General features: G+C 28.6%; 16 protein-coding genes. 10 read left to right on the top strand and 6 right to left on the bottom strand.

Translation table 4 applies throughout. The annotated features are described in order from the left end of the window. Positions 1 to 293 precede the first annotated feature (293 nt). Positions 294 to 4,079 (top strand): hypothetical protein, encoded by a 3,786-nt coding sequence (locus ABDB96_RS00345; RefSeq protein ID WP_343251530.1) that lies wholly within the window; start codon positions 294 to 296, stop codon positions 4,077 to 4,079. A 34-nt stretch (positions 4,080 to 4,113) separates the two neighbouring features. Here ABDB96_RS00345 and ABDB96_RS00340 read toward each other — a convergent pair whose 3' ends face one another. Beyond that, positions 4,114 to 5,220 (bottom strand): Abi family protein, encoded by a 1,107-nt coding sequence (locus ABDB96_RS00340; protein WP_343251529.1) that lies wholly within the window; start codon positions 5,218 to 5,220, stop codon positions 4,114 to 4,116. A 181-nt stretch (positions 5,221 to 5,401) separates the two neighbouring features. Here ABDB96_RS00340 and recA point away from each other — a divergent pair, with 181 nt between their 5' ends. Next, on the top strand, positions 5,402 to 6,409 hold the full coding sequence (gene recA / locus ABDB96_RS00335; RefSeq protein WP_343251528.1) for a recombinase RecA: 1,008 nt from the start codon (positions 5,402 to 5,404) through the stop codon (positions 6,407 to 6,409). Between the two features lie 403 nt (positions 6,410 to 6,812). After that, positions 6,813 to 7,094 carry a hypothetical protein gene (locus tag ABDB96_RS00330; RefSeq protein ID WP_343251527.1) on the top strand — a complete coding sequence of 94 codons (282 nt, stop codon included), beginning with the start codon at positions 6,813 to 6,815 and terminating at the stop codon, positions 7,092 to 7,094. Here ABDB96_RS00330 and nadE read toward each other — a convergent pair. From nadE to ABDB96_RS00305, 5 genes are all read right to left on the bottom strand, one after another. Then, positions 7,086 to 7,886 carry an NAD(+) synthase gene (gene nadE, locus ABDB96_RS00325; protein WP_343251526.1) on the bottom strand — a complete coding sequence of 267 codons (801 nt, stop codon included), beginning with the start codon at positions 7,884 to 7,886 and terminating at the stop codon, positions 7,086 to 7,088. The genes ABDB96_RS00330 and nadE overlap by 9 nt on opposite strands. 36 nt (positions 7,887 to 7,922) lie before the next feature. Further along, positions 7,923 to 9,218 (bottom strand): GTPase ObgE, encoded by a 1,296-nt coding sequence (gene obgE, locus ABDB96_RS00320; protein WP_343251525.1) that lies wholly within the window; start codon positions 9,216 to 9,218, stop codon positions 7,923 to 7,925. A 10-nt stretch (positions 9,219 to 9,228) separates the two neighbouring features. Then, positions 9,229 to 9,873 (bottom strand): MPN565 family protein, encoded by a 645-nt coding sequence (locus tag ABDB96_RS00315; protein WP_343251524.1) that lies wholly within the window; start codon positions 9,871 to 9,873, stop codon positions 9,229 to 9,231. A 465-nt stretch (positions 9,874 to 10,338) separates the two neighbouring features. Then, on the bottom strand, positions 10,339 to 10,506 hold the full coding sequence (locus tag ABDB96_RS00310; RefSeq protein ID WP_343251523.1) for a hypothetical protein: 168 nt from the start codon (positions 10,504 to 10,506) through the stop codon (positions 10,339 to 10,341). Positions 10,507 to 11,146: 640 nt separating this feature from the next. Further along, the gene (locus ABDB96_RS00305; protein WP_343251522.1) at positions 11,147 to 11,383 is read right to left on the bottom strand and encodes a hypothetical protein; all 237 of its coding nucleotides are present in this window, start codon (positions 11,381 to 11,383) and stop codon (positions 11,147 to 11,149) included. Positions 11,384 to 11,605: 222 nt separating this feature from the next. On the opposite strand from ABDB96_RS00305, the gene ABDB96_RS00300 reads away from it, so the two are divergent. The 7 genes from ABDB96_RS00300 (at position 11,606) to ABDB96_RS00270 (ending at position 20,763) form a co-directional block, all read left to right on the top strand. Beyond that, on the top strand, positions 11,606 to 12,262 hold the full coding sequence (locus tag ABDB96_RS00300; RefSeq protein ID WP_343251521.1) for an ATP-binding cassette domain-containing protein: 657 nt from the start codon (positions 11,606 to 11,608) through the stop codon (positions 12,260 to 12,262). Positions 12,263 to 12,265: 3 nt separating this feature from the next. Further along, a complete protein-coding gene (locus ABDB96_RS00295; protein ID WP_343251520.1) occupies positions 12,266 to 13,045 on the top strand; it encodes an ABC transporter permease in 780 nt (259 codons plus the stop codon). A gap of 289 nt (positions 13,046 to 13,334) precedes the next feature. Then, positions 13,335 to 13,946, top strand: coding sequence for a SagB family peptide dehydrogenase (locus tag ABDB96_RS00290; protein WP_343251519.1), 612 nt, complete (start codon positions 13,335 to 13,337; stop codon positions 13,944 to 13,946). Between the two features lie 368 nt (positions 13,947 to 14,314). Continuing rightward, positions 14,315 to 14,863: a hypothetical protein gene (locus ABDB96_RS00285; protein WP_343251518.1), complete on the top strand. Its 549-nt coding sequence runs from the start codon at positions 14,315 to 14,317 to the stop codon at positions 14,861 to 14,863. Positions 14,864 to 14,939: 76 nt separating this feature from the next. Continuing rightward, positions 14,940 to 16,214, top strand: a complete 1,275-nt coding sequence (locus ABDB96_RS00280) for a YcaO-like family protein (RefSeq protein WP_343251517.1) — start codon at positions 14,940 to 14,942, stop codon at positions 16,212 to 16,214. 1,689 nt (positions 16,215 to 17,903) lie between these two features. Then, positions 17,904 to 19,088, top strand: coding sequence for an acetate kinase (locus ABDB96_RS00275; protein ID WP_343251516.1), 1,185 nt, complete (start codon positions 17,904 to 17,906; stop codon positions 19,086 to 19,088). 286 nt (positions 19,089 to 19,374) lie between these two features. Continuing rightward, positions 19,375 to 20,763, top strand: coding sequence for an FAD-dependent oxidoreductase (locus tag ABDB96_RS00270; protein ID WP_343251515.1), 1,389 nt, complete (start codon positions 19,375 to 19,377; stop codon positions 20,761 to 20,763). The last annotated feature ends 657 nt before the right edge of the window (positions 20,764 to 21,420 follow it).

Raw genomic sequence — 21,420 nt, 5'->3', positions numbered from 1 at the left:
GACATGAATACCTTAATAAAGTTAACAATTATTTTTTTAATGTAGAGATAAACATAAAATTAATTTGAACAAGTAATGAAATTATATTTCATTGCGGCCAAGCCATCTTAATTATTTTATTGTTTTACTATTTTATGTAGATACATAAAATTTTTAGAAATGGTAAATTATCCAAAAAAATGTTAATAAACTTGAAAAAATAATTGCTAAATTAATTTTTGTATATACCCGTATAAAGCGTGTGATTTAATATTAAGCAAATCTATATTTTTATATTTAAAAGAGAATTTAATATGTTACGAAAATTACCGTTATATCACCTGAAAAAAACTGCATTTGTTGTTGTTACAAACATGATTTTTATACCCATGTTTTTTAACGAAAGATCTTTAAATCATGTAACCAATAGTTCGTATGTATTTGTGCAAAACGCAACTGAATCTTTAGACGTATCAGAACGATCTAATAGCGATCAACTTGTTGATTTGCTAGGATCCAATCAAATGGTTATTAACGTTAATAATCCCAATGTTGAATTATTTGATAACACTAGAAAATTAAATTTTTCTCAAAGTCAAAAAATTGCTAGCTTTAATAAAAATCACTATGGTCCAACTATTAGTGAATTACTGTGAAAAAAAGCGAAGTTAGATGCGGCCAAATTAAAGGTAAGTGCTTTGATTTTTACCGCATTAAGATCACAAAGGGAATATCAAGATGAATATCGAAATATTTTTAAGAAAACATATAAAGAAGTGGCACCATCATTATATGCAACATATCAGAAACCACCTCGTCCTGTTGCTTATTTTCCGAAGGGTCCTGCTAAACTTTATAGTCATTACTACAATATGTTTTTATATAGTAAATGAGACAAAAATGACATGATCACTGCTGAAGTTAGTTACATTACTTCTGCGATTCGGATTGCACCTAATGATGCCTCTGAGTATGCTGTTGTTATTTATTATCATGAAAAGGGTTCTACAGAAATAAAAAAAAGAAGAACAGTTTTTCAAAATTATTCGAAGCATGGCACTGAAGCAAAGGATGAATACAACACTGTCAATTTGCTAACAGGCGAAAAATATGGCGAACCAAATATTACCGTTACCAAAGTCCAACTATGAACCCACGTGGCATCGGGCGGTTCATGAAACCAGACTTATGGATCAACTATTTTTCCTAAAAATGTTGAATCGTTTGGCATTGGTAATGATATATACAGAGAATATGATATTTATTTTAGCAATAAGAAAAAAATAAGTTTTGATAATGTTATAAAAAATATGGATTCTAATGATTTTAATGGATATTTAGATGAAGTCTTTGAAGACGACAAGTATTACTATCTTAATGAAGTTATCGTATCTGGTAAAAGATTTAAAAACTTTTTAAACCATATTAAAGAAATTGTTAGCAAGAGAAATGAAACAATTACAAGATTATATGTCGATTCTCATGAGTTAAAAGATTCTATTAATAATGCGTTTAACGTTAAATTTACCCCAATTTTAAATAATTCTTACCAAATCATAGAACCAATTAACAATTTAAGTCCAATAAATCTTACTAACAGTGCAAACATTGCTTTGTTGTATCAAACTCAACCAATACATTGGTACCAATCGTTTCTAAATTTTTTAGCAAAACAATTATTAATTAGTAAAAAATCGGGTGTAGGAACTCAAGAAAATCCTGTCAATAACGGAGTTTATAATAAACAGGATGCAGACCAAGTAAAACTCAAATTTGCTTTTAGAGATGAATTTGCTTATTTAGTTAATTTGCTAAATTTGCATAATGAAATTTTAAAATCTGATTCTTCACGGGCTGAAACTTTTAAGTTAATTGCTAGTGGAACAAGTAATAACACTGATCCTTTTATCAAAATAAACGATAATAAATTTTTAAATAATTTTTTTAATTTTAGGTACAGTTATGATACCTTAACAAAGTTGCTTGATTACCGGTCAAATCATAATGGTAATTTAAATAAATATAACAATTTAGTAGATTCTACAAGTGATTTATTTGCAAAAAATTATAAATCGATTTTTGATTCTGATCTACCAGTTTTATATAGCATTGATCTGTTAGATAAAGAAGTTTCAGAGCGTTTTATCAACAGCGAGAGAAAAACAATTTTTAATTCACTATTAGACCTTCCTTCCTTAGTGGCACAATCGCTTAAAAATAAACGAATTACTGCAAATGTTAATTATGGTGCTAAAGATCGTAATCAAGTAGTTACGGTTTGAAATAACAACCAGTTTGTTGATATCGAACCTTATCCATTGATTGAACATTTTGATTATTTAAATCCAAAAAATGATTATCAAAACAGAATTGATTTTTCGATTTTAAAACTACATTTTGATGACACTATTGCTAGTGATGATTCCAAAGAAATAAGCATCGAAAACATGCCATTTGTCTTACAGGAATTTAATGATGCCCACCGCGATTTTACTGGATCTAAAACGATTCAAAATACGTTAAGTGTGACCGAAAATGAACACGGTAAAAAATTGATTAAGTATCAATTAAACTATCAACCTGATTTTGTGGCAAAAAATTTTAATTTGGCTTCGTCAGACCCTAATGAGGTTGTTACCGATACTAGAGCAATCCCGATCATTGATTATGATTATAACAAGCATAAAGGTTGAACTCCGGCAAAATATGAACAATATGTTTCAAAAAACGGAAGAAAAATTATTACCGATTCCCTTGATAATTATCTTAATATTCCTGAATCATCATTTATAGTTACTGATGTGATTAGCGCCCTAGATGCTATCAATAACAGAAATGATGCAAGCCTATCGGATGAAATTGTGGAAAAAATTAAAAATTTGAAAAATCAATATTCATTAAATTTTAATCCTAACAAGGATACAGGCGAATTTTTTCAAATTGTTAAAATTGCAAATGCAAATGACTTAGGCAACAAACGACGTCTCGAGCATCCTGCACCATATGTTTGGTATTTAGGTGATGGCATAAATACTAATGTAAGTTTTTATTTAATGAAATTTGAATCTCCTAACAAAGAATATAATCTGGAAGATTTTCAAGTTAACACTGAATCCGATTCCTCGTCTATTTATGTTTTTAATAAAAGTTCAGATTTTGTAAAATATACTAAAAATCAACACAAATCTATTAAGCAAGATAGCAATTTAACTTTTGATCAAATTGAAAAAGATCTAGCAACTAAAAATAATAATATGTTCACAAAATTAAAATTTAAAATTGATGGAAAGGTATTATTATCTGATTTTTTAAAAACTGAAAAATTATTACCGCAAAAACTTGCTAATAAATTGCTAACTTCATTAGGAAATAAAAATTTAAATTATCAAAATTTATTTGCAGCTTTTAATGGTTCTTACATTGTTTATGATGAAATTAACCATACGCTAACTTTTTACATTAAAACTACTTATATGAACAATATTAAAATTGCTGAAGAGTTTTCTGAAGGCTTGGGTAAACAAAACATCACAAATCAATCTATCGATACAACATTGTTCAAGGAAGCTAGTGGCTATTGAAAAATAAAATTAATTGATGATGCTACTAAATCAGAAGGATATTGAATTATTCCTTACAAACAAATTAAAACCGGCAATATTTCCAAATTTGTTATTCTAGTTAACGAATCGAACGATGGATATGAAATCAAAAACTACTTATTGAATAACAAGTACGACTTGTTAGATAAGTTTGTTAAATTTATTAAGACATTGCCGTCATCTAATGCCAAAAACACACATATTGTGAACAGCGATAATTTAAAAAAATCACTATCTTATTTTCGTGAAAAACAAGAAATGCCCTTTTTTGAACTAGAGACTTTCATTGCCCCACAAAAAGCAGAAATAACTCAGAACCCGATTAGTGATCTTGCCCCCGAAGTGGCACCACCTGCTGCTGATGAGCTAAAAATTGCCCCTCAAGATCCTGATTTTGGGCTCAAAATTATCCTAGGTACGACAATTCCTTTCATAGTTATTGTTATTTTTGCAAGCGTTATTTTCATTATTAAACGCAAAAAAAGCCAAGGAATTTAAGTACCCCCCCCTTTTTTTTATTAATGAGCAAATTTTAGAAGCGAATTTTTTCTCAAAGTAATTTTTTAACTTGTTCAGATATACTTCTTTTATCAAACAATTCATCAATTTCTTTTTGAATTTTTTTATCAAGGATTGATAAAACACTTTCTAATATTTTTACGAACGACATTAAGCCATAACTATCATTTTTATTGCGAGTTATTTGAATAACATTTTTTAAAAAATCAAAGACGAAATTAAAATCAATATTATGTCTTTCTAGTTGCTTGTTTTTTTCTGAAGGATTATATTCCAAACTATAAATTTGTCCATTATGAGCAACAATATTCCTTACATATTTCATCCAATTAATAATGACAGGAAAAACATGCTTATGAATTTGGTTCAAAGAGCTATTTATTATTCAATTAGTGCTATCACCAACGAATTTTTTGATAATTTCTTTTTGGGTTTGCTCGTCTAAACAATTGTAAAATTTGACAGTTCGATCAAACGTTCAGCTTGTTGCTAAGGTTCAAATTGGTAAATAAATATTGTCCATGATTTCCTTATCTAGTACTTTGTTATTGGGGTATGATTCAATCTTTGCAGAAATTTCTGCGTGTTTTGCTGCAATAATATTTTTATATTCATCCAATAACTGACCACGATTTTCTTGAATGATTAATAAACCAAGTAAATCCCGCTTTAATTGTGAGATTTGTGGTCGATTTTTATATTTTGGATATTCAATTTCATATTTTGGAAAAATCTTCTCTAAATCATCATTAACTATTGTGCCGATAAGTCCATGTTTTTCAAGACCTTTTTCATACATTTTTTTGGCAATGTGGTTCGCTACCAATGTGTTGAATTTAATTTCGGCTGATTTTAATAAATAGCGCGAAATCGTCGTACTTATGTTTCGGTCTAAGTCATAGATTTTACATAAATCCTTTGCATTATATTCTTCTTTAAAAACACTATTAGCATTATCAAATAACAAAGGCTTGGCATCTGTTACCACCCTTTCATAACCATATCAATCCAAATATAATTTAAGTTTTTCTTTGCCCTTTTCATCCATTTTAAGCATATATTCTTTTTCTAATTTTGATATTTGCTCTTCTGTTGTTGTAAATTTTTTTAGATCGCTCATTGTATTTAATAATTTTGTGTTAAAAACAGATGTATTCTTTTTAATTATTCTACTATATTATAATGTGTAGGATCAAAGAACCATTCCTGCCATTTTTCTGCTAAAAATTGTTATTTTTTTTAATTATTTTTGTCTTTTTTATGTGTTTTTTGACATTTATTTGTTATGGAGGATAAAACCTATGATCAAAGAAGATGAAATTTATGGTCAAGCCATTGTTGACATCCAAAAGCGTTACGGCAAAGAAAGTTTAAATTTCTATAACAAAAATAAAATTGCGAAAGTTCCAGCAATTTCCACAGGAAGCTTAAAGTTGGATAAAATTTTGGGGATTGGCGGTTTACCTAAAGGCAGAATTATTGAAATTTTCGGGAATGAGTCATCAGGGAAAACAACCTTAGCACTTCAAACAATTGCTCAGTGTCAAAAAGCGGGTGGTAAAGCTACTTATGTTGATGCTGAACACGCTTTTGATCCTGGTTATGCTAGAAATTTAGGAATCGATTTGGATACACTACTAGTTGCCCGTCCCCGCCATGGCGAACAAGCTTTTTTTGTGATTGAAGCCCTTGTTAAAACCAATATGATTGATTTGATCGTGGTTGATTCAGTTGCAGCACTAGTTCCTAAAGCCGAATTAGAAGGAACAATGGAAGATCAAATGGTCGGCTTACACGCTAGAATGATGTCCAAAGGATTACGCCGCTTACAATCATTCATGGCAAACACGAACACATGCATTATATTTATTAACCAAATTCGTGAAAAAATTGGCGTGATGTTTGGTAATCCTGAAACAACTCCCGGGGGGCGAGCACTGCTGTTTTATAGTTCTGTACGTTTAGAGGTTCGAAGGTCAGAATTATTAAAAAATGACAATCAGCATGTGGGCATCAAATCTAAAGTTACTGTAGTTAAAAATAAAGTTGCCCCACCCTTAGGCATTGCTTATATTGAAATTTTCTTTAACAAGGGCGTGAATTATCAGGCTGAAATTACTGATTTTGCCATTCAATATGGAGTCGTTGAAAAATCAGGATCGTGATATAGTTTTAATAATAATAAACTTTGTCAGGGACGTGATAAGTTATTAAATATCATGCAAAATGATTCTAATTTATTTCAAGAAATTGAATTACTAACATTAAATCACGTTACGCCAGTTGAGCAACCAAATTTGATTTCTTAAAATCAGCTAATTTCATCTCCTTTTCTATTAAAAAATACAAAATAACAAGAAAGTTATGATTATTGATCAAATCATCATTAGTAATTAATTACTTGATGTTTGATCAATTTTTGGTTAAAATTCAAATTAATTTTGCTTTAATTAATGATTTTGTCGATCGTTGTTATAGAATAGTAAATATTAATTACAACAGGTAATATTTATATAAATACTCATTGTTTTTCAAAAATTAGAATTATTTTACAAACGACTTTTATTGAATATTAATCTTGTTATTATAAGATTGATTTGTTTGGTTTTTCAAGTTTTAAGCTGCGAATGTATCTGTTTAAATGCAAATTAATTTTGCAGTTAAGACAATAACATTCGAAAACCTTTAAACAATTGCCAAAAGGATTTCAAAATGAGTTTTTATAATAAAAAATCTGCAAAATTTATCATCAGCGATCACGCCCGAGTTCGCATTAAAGAACGTTTGAATTTAACAGGAGAATTTAATTTTGAAATCGATAATCAAATTAATAAAATTTTGTTTGGTTTAAAACCTGAAATTAAAGGACGAGATGGTACTGATTATTATAAAATTCCAAAAATGTACAACTACTATGCAGTGGTTAAACGAGAAAATAGTTTAGTACTAAGTATTACTCCCTTAAGTCCGGCAAAGAAAACGAAATTATACTAGTTTATGAATTCCTTTTGGTGCCAAAGGAAGCGTTCGTTTGTGAATTGAATTTTTGTGTATTTTGTTGTAATGTTCTAGTTCGGTTTTTTTGAAAGGACTGATTCTTAAGAAATGATTGTCTAAATCTACGTATTTTAAGTTTAAATCATTTTCATCAGTTTGGTTAGGTTTCAAACCAGCAGAAGGTGCACGTTGTAAAATAATTTGTGGAACTTGATAATAATTTCCCAAAGTGTAAACATCCCCTTTTAGTAAGTTACGTAGTGGAGCAATATCGCAAGCTGAGTCGCCATATTTAGTAAAATAACCCGTCATTCACTCGTCATAATTGCTTGTTCCTAGAACTAGATAATTGTGTTTTTGAGCTAATCCGTATAACGAAACGGCACGAATGCGAGCCTTAATATTTGCAAAAATTTCTAAATCTTTTTTTGGATTAATCTTAATTGTTTTGGCAATGTTTGTAGCAGCATCTAATAAATCTAAATGGACTGCATTTAGTTTTAAGTCTTTAATTACTTGATCAGTACATTTTTTATCTAATAAAGGATTATTTATGTGCATTACAACAGCTAAATGGTTACTTTTAAAAACAGATTTTGCTATTGCTGCTATCACTGCTGAATCAATCCCGCCCGATAACCCAAACACAACACCTTTGGCTCCAGCATTATGAATCGTTTGTTGCACTCATTTTTCTAAATATTGCACATAACTTTTAGTGGTTTTAAAGTTACAAGTAATTGGTTTTGTTTTTAGAATAGCATTTGCTTTTGTATTCTTGATTTGCATAAATTATTTTGTATATTATTCATCAAATTTTGTATATTATTCATCAATTAAAAATTCATACCCGTTGATTACAATTATATCATTTGGCTTAGCCCCCATTGCTTTGAGCTGTTCTTCAACGCCAATACTTTTAATTTTTTGTCCTAATCTTGCGATATTATCCATTGTTGTTTGAGGTATTTTATGAAATCAGTAATCTAACTTTTTACTACTCACAATTCACCTTCCTAATTCATCTTTAATTACGTTCAACGGGTCGTTATTTTGGGATGCACTCCTATCATACGAATATAATCTCATTAGATCAATCGGATTATTAAATTTGTTTGCTCCATAACTGTTTTTTACTTTTTCATATGTATTAAAAACGGATGGAATCAAATCACTCAGATCGCTGTTGATTGCACTAATAGCAATTACCGGTTTATTTTTAAGATATTTTTTTAGTTGCATTAGTCTTGTTGTCGCATCAGGTGCATCTTTTTTATTAGCAACAATAATCATCTTTTTGTTTAGTAATAATTGTGAATATTTTTTTAATTCATGCATTATTTGTTCGTATGCAATGATAACATCATCATGATCAAAAGCACTTAAAGATATTAAATGGATAAGAATTTCACAACGTTCAACGTGGCGTAAAAAATGATGTCCTAACCCGTAACCTTCCGATGCATTTTCAATTAAACCAGGAACATCGGCAAAAACTAGTCGTGCATCGTTATAGTTGACAATTCCTAAAACAGGAACGAGAGTGGTAAATTGATAATTTGCAATTTTTGGTTTAGCATTGGATAATTTTGAAATTAATGTTGATTTGCCAGCGTTAGGAAAGCCAACAATTCCAACGTTTGCTAGATATTTTAGTTCTAATTTTATTTCTAATGTTTCACCCAAATCACCATTTTCAAACATTGCTGGAGCTCGTAGCGATGGTGATTTGAATGCTGCATTTCCTCTACCGCCTTTACCACCATGACAAATGACAAATTGTTGACCATCATGAATTAAATCAACAATTACATCATTTGTAAGTAAATTTGTGATGGTGGTTCCGACAGGAACTTTTATTAACTTTGCTTCCCCGTTTCGCCCTGTACCTAAATCTGGTTTTCCATTTTCACCATCAGATGCTTTAACTAATTTGATGTATTTTAAATGCATTAATGAGGATTGGTTATGATCAGCAACAACTATAACATCGCCACCTGCACCGCCTGAACCACCTGCAGGCCCTCCTTTGTCATAATGGGCTTCCCGCATTCATGCAATGATGCCGTTTCCTCCATTACCTGCACATATTTTTAAAGTACAATTATCGACAAATTGCATTTGTATCCACCTATTTACTTGGTTGATTTTTCTTTTTTAAAAAAATGTTACTTGTTGCAACATCTAAAATTTCATTTTGATTAGACTTTTTTAATTTTCATGATTGTTCGTTAAGATGTTTTTTGGTAAGTTCTTGGTTTAAAATGCTTTCAAAATAGTTCGAAGCATTTTTGCTAAGCAAAATGAAACGATTAACAAGATAGTTAAGCACTATTAAAGTTATGAAAAAAGTTATAACAACCAAAACAATTCTGCCAAACAAAACTAATAATGATCATGCATTATTAAATAGTCCCGTAAAAATGATTGTAATCATTCCAACACAAAAACTATATACTAAAGGAATCATGTCGTATCCTAATTGCTTAAAAATCACCCTTATTAGTAAGATAAAACAGGCGTGAAAAACCAAAGGAATTAAGGTGAAGTAAAACATTCTTGAATCTAATTGAGTTCCCGAAACGCGAGAATGGTCCTTTGGGTCAACGAATTGGCCAAAAAAACTGGTTAAATTAAGTTTTAATAAATTAATCTCTCCCAATAAAAGCCAGATTAATAGATAATAAGCGAACACAAATGTAAACACATAAAATGTTACGATCCACACTTTTGTTCGTTTGTATTTTAGATGACTAATTGTTCTAAAATTGGACATTTTCGATAATTTGATTTTTCTTTTACGTTTTAGTATATCGTAACATAGCAATAATGCTTTTAGTAATTTGTTAACGAAATGTGAGAAACAAAAAACTTGATTGTATTGATATAAAACCAAACTATAATTCCAAATTTAGTTTTTTTAAGTGTTGTTAAAAAAGTGAACTAGTCATCTTGATTATCTTCTGTGTTTAGGTGGCTTAAAATCGTGTTTTTTTATTTTTATAAAGTTTTTAAGTTAATTGTTCGTAATTTTAATTAACATTAATTTTTTGACTTTTGTTTATTCAGATAAATAGTAGTTCGATGATTCAGTTTTTTTGAAGGTAATTTAGCAAATAATACTTTTTACATAAGCAATCGTACTTATCTATAAGTACTAATGTTTATCCATAATATTTCTGTAAATTTTTTGAAAGTATTTTCTATTTTGTTACAATATTTCTTGATCTTAATTCATACATTACAAGATCAATACGAGGTATTTAATTATGTATAGTTCTAAAGTTAATTTTTTTTCTGCATCTAGTTCAATTTCTTCTTGTGCGTGTGTTTGTTCGTCCTGTTCAGCTTCTTCTTGTTCGTGTGATCCGTGTGCTTGTTCGTGTTGTTCCTCATCTAGTTCAAACAAATAGTATTCTAAATCACTTCATTAGTTAGTCACTACCAACTTTTACTTCTATTTCACTTCAGTGTTTTAGTAAACAAAGTAGTAAAGGAATCATCAGGTTTATTTCTTATTTCTTGCCGAAAGTTTGTTTTTCGCTCGAGTAGTTATAAGAATTACTATGATGTTATTCCTTTTTTTTGTACTACTTAGATTCATGTAGGAAAGGATCTTTCTTTTGTGATAAGTGTAAAAAACTAAGTGTTTCATTTGGTAAAAAAGTTATCCTAAATGATGTGAATGTTGAAATTTTTAGTGGCGATAGGGTTGCCTAAAGCCAGATTTAGTTTTAGAAAGCATATAATTCCAAATTTAATTTTTTTAAAAGTTGTTAAAAAACTGAACTAGTTATCTTGATTATCTTCTGTGTTTAGGTAACTTAATCGCATTTTTTATTTTTATAAAGTTTTTAAGTTAATTGTTCGTAATTTTAATTAACATTAATTTTTTGACTTTTGTTTATTCAGATAAGTAGTAGTTCGATGATTCAGTTTTTATGAGGTTAATTTAGAAAATAACACTTTTTACACAAGTAAGCATGCTTATTTATAAGTATTAATGTTTATCCATAATATTTCTGTGAATTTTTTGAAAGTAATTTCTATTATGTTACAATAATTCTTGATCTAAATTCATACATTACAAGATCAATACGAGGTTTTTTAATTATGTATAGTTCTAAAGTTAAATTTTTTTCTGCATCTAGTTCGACTTCACATGGTTTTTTGTTAACTAATGGTATTTTGGTTGCTGCCGCGGGCTCTTCAAGTTCAACTTCTTCTTGCTCGTGTGCTTGCTCGTGTTGTTCTTCGTGTAGTTCAAGTGCTGCTACTTCAAACAAATAGTATCCTGAATCATCTCCCTAGTCGCTATTAACCCATATTTTTTATATCACTTCAGTGTTTTAGTAAATAGAGTAGTAAAGGAATCATTACTTGTATTTATTATTTCTTGTCAAGAGTTTGTTTTCGCTTGAGTAGTTATAAAATATTACTGTAATCTCATTACATTTTTTTACTATTTTAATTTAATATAGATTAATATAGAAAAGGATCTTTCTTTTGTGATAAGTATAAAAAACCTAAGCGTTTCTTTTGGTAAAAAGGTTATCCTAAATGATGTGAATATTGAAATTTTTAACGGAGATAGGGTTGCCATTATTGGCAGAAACGGCAGTGGTAAAACCACATTTATTGAAACAATAATGGGTTTAAATCATCATTCTAAAGGCTCTATTAATATTTCTTCTGATTTGAAAATTAAGATGAAAACTGTATTTCAAGATATTGATTATGATTCTGAACTTACTTTATCTGAGTTGATTTATTTTTATTCAAAACTTGCAAATCGCAAAGAAGGTTTTAGTAAAAATCATTTAGATGTCAATGTGCTTAACAAATATGATTTATTTCATTTAAAAAATAAAAAGTTTCGACATTTGTCTGGTGGCGAAAAACAAAAGTTTAAGCTTCTTCTTTGTATGGAATTTGAGCCTGAGTTGGTTATTTTAGATGAATTGACGACATCTTTAGATTATCAATGAAGGTCTGATATCACTAAAAACATTAAGGACTATTTTGATAAACATCAAAACGGAATTTTGATTCTTGTCTCACATGATCCAAACGAAATTAAATCATTATGCAATAAGTATTTCTTAGTAAAAAATCAGAAAATATCGCAGATCGAAAATATTGACTCGTTTTTTGGGGTTAATTAAATAATGAAAAATCTTCTTTTTCTTTATACGTACAAATTTTTTAAAAATCCTTTAAACACAATTTTTAGTATTGTTTTCCCCATTGCATGAATAATAATTTCGTATTTTTCATGAGGCCGTGGTGAAGATACTGGCATTAATGGTTTTGATCAAAAAACCAATTATTTTACGTTCTCTGTTTCTGGATATTTATTATTATCTGCTACATCTATTTCGTTGATGAATATACCTAATGTAATTGCTAATGATAGGATTCATAACCGTGTTAAGGTTTTTAGAACTTTTAATATCACTAAATATGAGTATTTAACTGTACATTGTTTGGTGAATTTTTTAATTTTTTTTCTAGTGTTTACTACACAACTTTTGATTTCGAATTTTGGTTTCGGTTTGAATCTAAAACCAACCGCTTTCTTTCAAATTTTTTTCTTGGATTTACTGGCTTTTATTTTTATGTTGCCCTTAGCAATATTTTTATCAAATTTTGGGTCAACAGACCGTACTGTGATATTAATTTCCTTATTAGTCTTTTATCCAATTTTATTTTTAAGTGGAAATTCCATCCCAACCTATTCGATTGATAGAAATAATGTTTGGTTTAAATACGTTCAATTTCTTTCGCCAATTGGTTCTGCAGCATATTTTTCACAAAATATTTTGCTTCATTCAATTTTTCAAAAATCGCAATTGAATTTTACTTTTGATTTTCTAGGTATTCTTATACCAGTATTCGAAGCGATTATTTTCAGTTTTTTAGGTTTCAAGTATTTTAGATGAAAGTAAAAAATAGTATATGAATAAAGATGAAACATCATTAAAATTGTTTAAAAGTATTGTGTATGATTTCAAGCCCACTTATTTAAATGTAACCAACAATTCTATTGTGGGTTCTGATCTGACTTTGGCTTCTAAATTATTTTTGCAACATTTTGAAAATGATTTTAATTTGATTGAATTGTATCTGCACAATTTTAACTTATATTACATAAACTATGATTTGTTATCGGGATTTAAACTATATTCTTCATTTATTTATTCTTCTTTTTATGAAACAAAAAATGAAATGAGCAAGATGAAGGATATTGTTTATGACGAATTTATTGCTTTTGAACAAAAGCCTTCAAAATTAGAAAGATTGTCTACCCTGATTAACATTAGAGAATCTGTTCGAAATTTTGCTAAATATAACATGTCTTTTAAGGATTTATCTGCTATTTTGCAATACGCTTTTGGTGTAACAAATCTAGGTAAGCGCACATTTTCATCAGCTGGCAGTCTATATCCAATTGATTTGTATTTTTACGCAAATAATGTGAAAGGTCTAAGAAATGCAGTTTATAAAACTACGCAAAACGGTATTGAAGTGATTAAAAGTGATGAATTATTTGACATGGATCAAGCTGCCAAAATGGATAATATTAATTATTTAGATTCAAACATTTTTCTATTTTTTGTTTGAAATTCTAATATTTCACGATTTAAATATAGCAATGCCTCGCTTGGCTTTGCCTTTATTGAAGTTGGTGAAATTGTCAGAAATTTAGAACTAGTTTCTGCGAGTTTAGATTACGGAATGTGTTCGTTAGGCGGGTTTAATAAAATTTATATTGAAAATTTTTTGAGTTTAGATAAAGCATATTGCTCGCATGTAATTCATGCCGCAATTATCGGAAAAAAAGATTAATAATTATGATTTACAAATTAGTTCCAAGCGTTAAAATGACGATAAGCTCCGATAAAATATCTTTATCCAAAGGTATTTGAAATTTTAGTCTGGTTGAAATCTTGAAAGATGATTATAACTTTGTATGAAACGATTTAATAACACTATTTTCAAAAATTTTTCGTGAAAATGAAATTTATCCAAATGAAATATCACCTGAAATTGAAAAAATCATTACCGAATTATTAAATTATCAGATGATCTATAAACACGTATCAAAAATATCTTATGATTTATTAGTTTGTAATGATGTCGTTTACAACTATCTTTTAAATTTAAAAAATGAATCTTCCTTTTTTAAAAATATGCCTCGCAAAAGTTTTCTAAATTTGGAAAATGTTGATTTTTCTAATTTTAATACCATTCTTATTTTGTATTTTAATGATTCCTTGATTGAATTGCGAAACTTGAATGAAAAACTTGTCCGTGCAAAAAAAGACATAACTTATAGTCTTTTGGAAGGAGAATTTATTCATATTATGAATCGAGATGAAGAATCAAAAAGTGCTTGTTTTGAGTGTTATTATGAAAGAATAATTTCTAGAATGAATTCGGAAAATTATTTCCGTTTTATTGAACTTCAAAAAAATTTTTCAGAGAAAATTAAAGATAGTAAAGATGATTTATCTTTATTGGTGTTAATGATTTCGATTCTTGAAATAGTTTTAAAAAATTCCTCAATTTATCTTGATGGTTTTGGAATGAATAATCGTCTATTAAAATTATTTGTTCCAACCTTTGAAATCAATTATGATTATCTTTTAAAAATGCCTTTTTGCAAAGTTTGTGGTTCTGAAAGTAAAATGATCGCCCACGAAAATAATTTAGATTTAATGAAATTCCTTCGAGTTACAAAAGCAAAAAATGATAAAAATTAATAAGTTTGATTACTTGAATTCTTTATACAAAAAATATTATGGAAATTCCTGTTCTTTATTGGATAAAAATTTATCTATGGCCTTAACATCCAAAGATTTACCAAAAATTTTAAGCACAACTAGTTTGATGCCAATGTATTCAAGAACATTTTTTAACGACGAAAGAATTATTTCTTATCACTTAGGGGGTTATGCAGAATCATTTAGTGATGCTTTTTTTCGATTATCAGGCGAAGCAGTTGAAAGATATTCTGCATTAATGATTAGTAAGATATTTGAAAATAATTTTGTTCTTACCTCAATTAATGAGTTGAAGCAAAAAAATCTTTTATTTTTGCCGTCAGATTATTTAAATGTTTACACAGCAAATCAATATGAAAAATTAAACTCTTATAATCAAAATTTTTCAGAAAAAAAATTATCTGATTCAGACCAAATCAATTGAATTAAAATGACAAATTATGTTGATTGGAAAGACTATTACATTCCTATTCAATTGTTATTTTTATCAGGACATTTCTTTGATAAAAAACAATATAATCCCAGTTTTACCACAGGCACTGCTGCCCATATAACTCGTGAAAAATCCATAATCAATGCAGTTATTGAATCGTTTCAGCTCCATAATTTTGTTCGAGCATGATATTTAGACAATTCATTGTTCAATTTTTTAGATATCGGAATCGAATTAGAAACAAAGTTTAGTAAAATGTTTCCCAATAAAAATTATGGGTTTAATTTCTTTTATATTTCATCTGAAAATAATCTTCCCATTCACACTGTTCTTTGTTTCATTGAAGGTAAAGGAAAGTATAATTTTCCCAAATTCGCTTTTGGAATTCAAAGTGGGATCCAAATTAAAGATTGTATTTACAGAGCTTTTATGGAAGCACTAGCCGTTTTTAATTTTGCTTTATATGGAATTATTTTTAATGATCATAACGAATTAAATAATGCTAATCATCAATCATCGCTGAGTTTAGATGCCAATGTAATTAAATACGCTTTAAATCTTAATGAAAAACCGCAAGAATGAGTAAATTCAGTTTTTTCGAAAGTGAATAAAAAATTGTCTCTAAGAACATTGCCCTTTTACGAAAACGATTTTGATGTAAACGACGATTCTAAAATTTTAAAATCACTATTACTAAAAGTTAGCGAAAAATATAAATATATGTTTATTGTCGATGTCACATCACCTGAGTTAAGTCAAAATTATTTTGTTTCCAGAGTTTTTATACCCGAAAACATTCCCATTGTTTTCCCTGAATTTTTTCCTTGGGATCATCCTTATGTAAAAAACTTAAAAACCAAACCTAGTTCCAATGCATATATCCATCCTTTACCTTAGCATCATTTTTTTACTTAACTATAAATTAATAATTCATTATGCTTCAAAATTCTTTAAACATCATCTTTTAATCGAATTTTGATGATTTAGTTTGGTGCCCATTGCTGCCACCTTTTTATTTTTTAACGACCAATACCATGCTGATGTTTTTTTTAATGTTTCTTCAAAATTTTACTTCTACATCATTGCTTTTTTGGTTGGAATTGCAATTTTCGCATTACAGTATTTTCTATCTAAAATTATTTCACTTAGTTTCTTTAATAGCAATAAAATTACTTTAGTTTTTAATAAAGGAGAAATTCCTAATTTATTGTTGTTAAGTATTTCGGAAGAAATTGTATACCGGTACATTATTCATAATTGTTTTTTCATTTTAGTAGGTTATGATGGCGTATGATCTATTTTTCTAACAACGATTTTTTTTGCTATCAATAATTTTTGATTTAGCAAAAAATCAATTTTAGATTTCGTTTTTAAACTTATTTTAGGAGCTGTTTTGGGCGTTTTTTCATTTTTCTTAAACGTGATAATGGCAGTTATTGTTCATTTAGTGTTTAATCTTTGCTTTATTCTTTTTGGATTTATGCAAACTAAAAAATATCAAGGAATAGATTGTAATGTGAATTAATCTTGCCTTTTCTACAACGGGTTTAGTTATATCTTTTATTTTTTTCTTTTCTAACCAATTTTTAAATTGATCTAGTAAACTAAAAAAGTTTTCAATACTAACGCGTAAGATTGCTGGAATTTTAAGAATCGAAAAGAATAAATTTTTAAAAATTATGCTTCTTTTATTAAAACTTTTTTATATCGTAATCTTTAGCACATTAATGTTTTTTATCATCGTTAAAAAAGACTTATTTACGAAAAAGTTCTACTTGTTTTCTCAGGATAACTATTTTTTTATTTCCTTTTTTGCATTATGTCCAGTTATATCTATATCACTTTTTTTGTTTTCGCGGCTTTTTGATAAAAATTTTCGATATTCTGCTTTCAATAGAAGTACGATCAAACATAAGTGAAAGAAAAACGAGATTTATTCATACAATATCGAAATTTTTGATACGATTTTTGATTATTTTATTTGGGCTTTTCTATTTCCGGGAATCCTGCTAATTATTAATAGTTCTGTAAGACCTTATTTATTTATTTTTTTTGGAAATATATTCTTAAGTTTATCCCATTTTAACAATTATTTTTTTGACAAAAAATATAAGGAATACACGTTGATTAAAAATGATGAAAAAAAGTCAAAATTATTTTTGATTTTCGTTTTAAATTTTTTAAATGTTTTTGGCATTAATATGCTAATTAGTAATTTTCAAATAAATCTAATTTTATTGATATCAATTGTTTTTTTAACTAAATATCTAACGAAATTTGTTTTTTCTTCACAATATGCCATCTTTAAAAAAACTCTTTTTTTCTAGTCTATTTTATGTAGTACTGCTATTTTTAACAACTTTATTTCAAAACTCGAATCTAATAATGACCCATATAGCAACAATAAATTACAAAGTTTTCTGAAAATTTTTCGAAAAAGTCGAGTTTACCTTTTTCGATTTTGAAATTTTTTAAATATTATTAGTAAGGCATTATTTTTTGTTAAGATAAAACATTTAATAATCAAAACTTAGTTTAAGTTTTTTCTAAAATATAAAATATATTTAAATAAGGAGCAAAGCACAAATGATAAACGAGAAAATTCTTGTACTTAATGCAGGATCCAGTTCAATTAAATTTCAGGTCTACGATTTCGATGAAAAAGTTTTAGCTAAAGGATTATGCGAACGAATTTTTTTGAATGATGGTGTTTTTCAAATCGAAGTTAACTCTGAAAAAAATAAAAAATTGATTCCCTTTCCAACTTATCAAGCAGCATTTGAATGTATTTTAAAACATTTAAAAATGTTTAACGTAATCAACGATTTTGATGAAATAATTGGAGCCGGACACCGAATTGTTCAAGGTGGATCTTATTTTCAAAATTCAACTCTTATTAACCAAACAGTATTAGAAAAAATTATTGAATATAGTACTTTAGCCCCTTTGCATAATAAGCCAGAAGCTGATGTAATTAAAGTGGTCATGGAAATGATCCCCAATTGTCGTAATGTTGCTGTTTTTGACACGACTTTTCACACTACCATTCCGGAAAAAAACTATAAATATGCCATTCCTCAAGAATGAGAGACTAAATACTTAATTCGTCGTTACGGATTCCATGGGACTTCATTTCGTTATATCACAGAAAGAATGGAACAACTACTTAACAGAAAACCATTAAATTTAATTGTTTGTCATTTGGGAAATGGTGCGTCTATCTGTGCTATTAAAAAATCCAAGTCTTACAACACATCAATGGGATTCACCCCGCTCGAAGGGTTAATTATGGGGACAAGATCGGGCGATATTGACGCATCAGTAGTTGAATATGTTATGCAACAATCAGCTTTAACAGTTAATGAAGTAGTGAGCAAACTGAACAAAGCTAGCGGATTATTAGGATTAACTGGTTCTTCAGATATGCGTGATGTTTGTGCTGACGTGCAAAAAAACCAGGTGGCATTAGCAATGTATGCCGAAAGAATCGCTAACTATATAGCACAGTATTGAAATCAACTAGAAGGCGATGTGGACGCAATAGTTTTTACTGCTGGAGTTGGCGAAAACAGTTCTGATACAGTTGTTGACGTTTGCAACGCTTTAAAAGGTTTAAAAATTAAAATTGATTCAAACCAATTTGTTAACAAATATGATGATGCTAGATTGGTAAGTTCAAGCGAATCATTAATCCCAGTTTATCAAGTTCGTACTAATGAAGAATTAATGATTATGCGTGATGTTAAAACTTTTGGAAAATTAAAATTTTAATAGTTAGGATTGGCAAAAATAAGAATAATTAAGTTTATCAAATTTGTTTTCTAAAAAAGCAACGAGAAATAACAATACTTTTATTCCTGTTTTTTTGCTAATTTTTTCTAAAAATATTTTTTGGTAACAAGCATTTATTTATATTTTTTGATGCTACTTATTCTTGGTAACAATTATTTTCTTATAAACGCTACTTTTTTATAAGAAACAATGAATAATAAGTTAAGATAAATGCAAATATATATTTGTTGTGATCATTTGATCACAATAATAAGGAGTTTATGTAATGAAAATCATAGTGGTGGGCGTTAATCACGCAGGGACTTCGGCGATCCGTACTTTATTAGCACAAAACCCTCAAAATAAGGTTGTAGCTTACGATAGAAATAACAACATTTCATTTTTAGGTTGTGGTATTGCGTTAGCTGTTAGTGGGGTTGTCAAAGATCCCAACCAATTATTTTACTCTAATCCTGCTGAACTTCAAAAAATGGGTGCAAAAGTTTTCATGCAACATGAAGTTTTAAAAGTTGATCCAGAAACCAAAACCGTTCTTGTTAAAAATCTGGAAACTAATCAAGTTCTTGAAGATAAGTATGATAAGTTAATAGTTGCATCCGGTTCTTGACCGATTTGTACGCCTGGAGTGGAATTAGATTTTACTGCAAAATATTGCGGAAATATTACCAATTTAGTTGCTTGTAAAACTTATCAACATGCTCAAGAAATTATTCGTGACATGGAAGATTCGAAATTCAAAAATATTGTTATCATTGGAGCCGGTTATATCGGAATTGAATTAGCAGAAGCTGCACAGGAACGCGGAAAAACAACAACACTAATTGATTTGTTACCAGCACCTGCTGCTAACTATTATGATCCTGAAATTTCAGAAATGTTAACTACATCAATGAAAAAAGCTGGTGTTAATTTAATGCTTGGAACCAAGGTTCAGGGTTATTTAGTTGATAAAAACACCAACACAATTACTGGAGTTGGTACTGATCAAGGTAATGTTTCGGCTGATTTAGTGATTCAATCAATTGGTTTTCGACCAAACGGATCATTGCTTCCATCAGCAAAAAAAGTTAAAAACGGTGCGATTGTTGTTGACAAATACTGTCAATCTTCCATTCCTGACATCTACGCAATTGGTGGTGTTTGTGCTTTGTTTAATGCTGCCACTGGCGAACATCAAAATATCGATTTGGCAACAAATGCTGTTAAAACTGGGATTGTTGCTGCGAGTCATATTAATGGTGCAACTAACGTTGCGTTGGAAAACGTTGTTGGTACCAACGCGATTCATGTATTTGGTAACCATTTAGCAAGTACGGGAATTTCGGAAACTGTTGCTAAACGTTTAGGCAAAGACATCGCTGTTTCCACTTGAACTGATAACGATCGTCCTGAATTCATGAACACCTATGAAAAAGTTACATGTAAATTAGTTTTTGATAAATCATCGCTTCGCTTGTTAGGAGCACAAATCGGTTCTTCGGAAAATAACCATACTGAATCAATTTACTATTTAGCACTAGCAATTCAAAAAGGTTTAAACCTTGTCGATTTAGCTTTTACCGATGTTTTCTTCTTGCCTCACTACAACAAACCGTTTAACTTTGTTTTAGGTGCAATCATGCAAGCATTAGGATTGAATTATTTTAAAGGTTAAAAAATTAACTTTTCTTTTGGTAATTTTCAATTCTTGACACTTTTGAATATGCCTATTACTTAAGGTAATTTCAAAAAGGTAGGACCAATAAGTTAAAAAATTTAAGTCACTTCTTTGATAGGTTATCCTTAAGGAAGTGATTTTTCTTGTCAATATCAAATTATTTTTTGGAATTTGTGTATAAAACTGTGATGTAGTCATTTTAAATAATTTTTAATTTTAAATGTTAAATTATCCACAAGTGATTAACTGTTTTATTTTGATTTAAGATCTTTGCATGAGAAATAATTAAGAACCAATTATTTAATAACTAAGATATTAAAGTAATAGTTATTGTCAAGATGATGTAGGTAACACAGCAACTTTCGTTATAAAAAATAAGTGCTTAATTAAAATGATATTTTTTTTTAAAAAATTATCTGCCTTGTTTAATTGCTAGTTGATCAAGACCTTACAGTTTAAACTATTTAATTGTATATGCTGCAAACGAGCTTTAAGAATTGGATTATTTATATAAAAATATCAAGAAATCGTTTTATTTTATTGTGTAAAAAGATTTAAAAAGAGCTACATCCAAAGTCTTAATTGTTGGTGAATAATTAACTATGCCCAATGTTTTATAGAAATGGTTTACATAATTTTGTATTTAACTTTTCA

It is taken from the genome of Mycoplasma amphoriforme A39 (genome assembly GCA_000723365.1).
Taxonomy (GTDB): domain Bacteria; phylum Bacillota_I; class Bacilli_A; order Mycoplasmatales; family Mycoplasmoidaceae; genus Mycoplasmoides; species Mycoplasmoides amphoriforme.
This window is presented reverse-complemented; position numbering and strand designations above follow the sequence as displayed.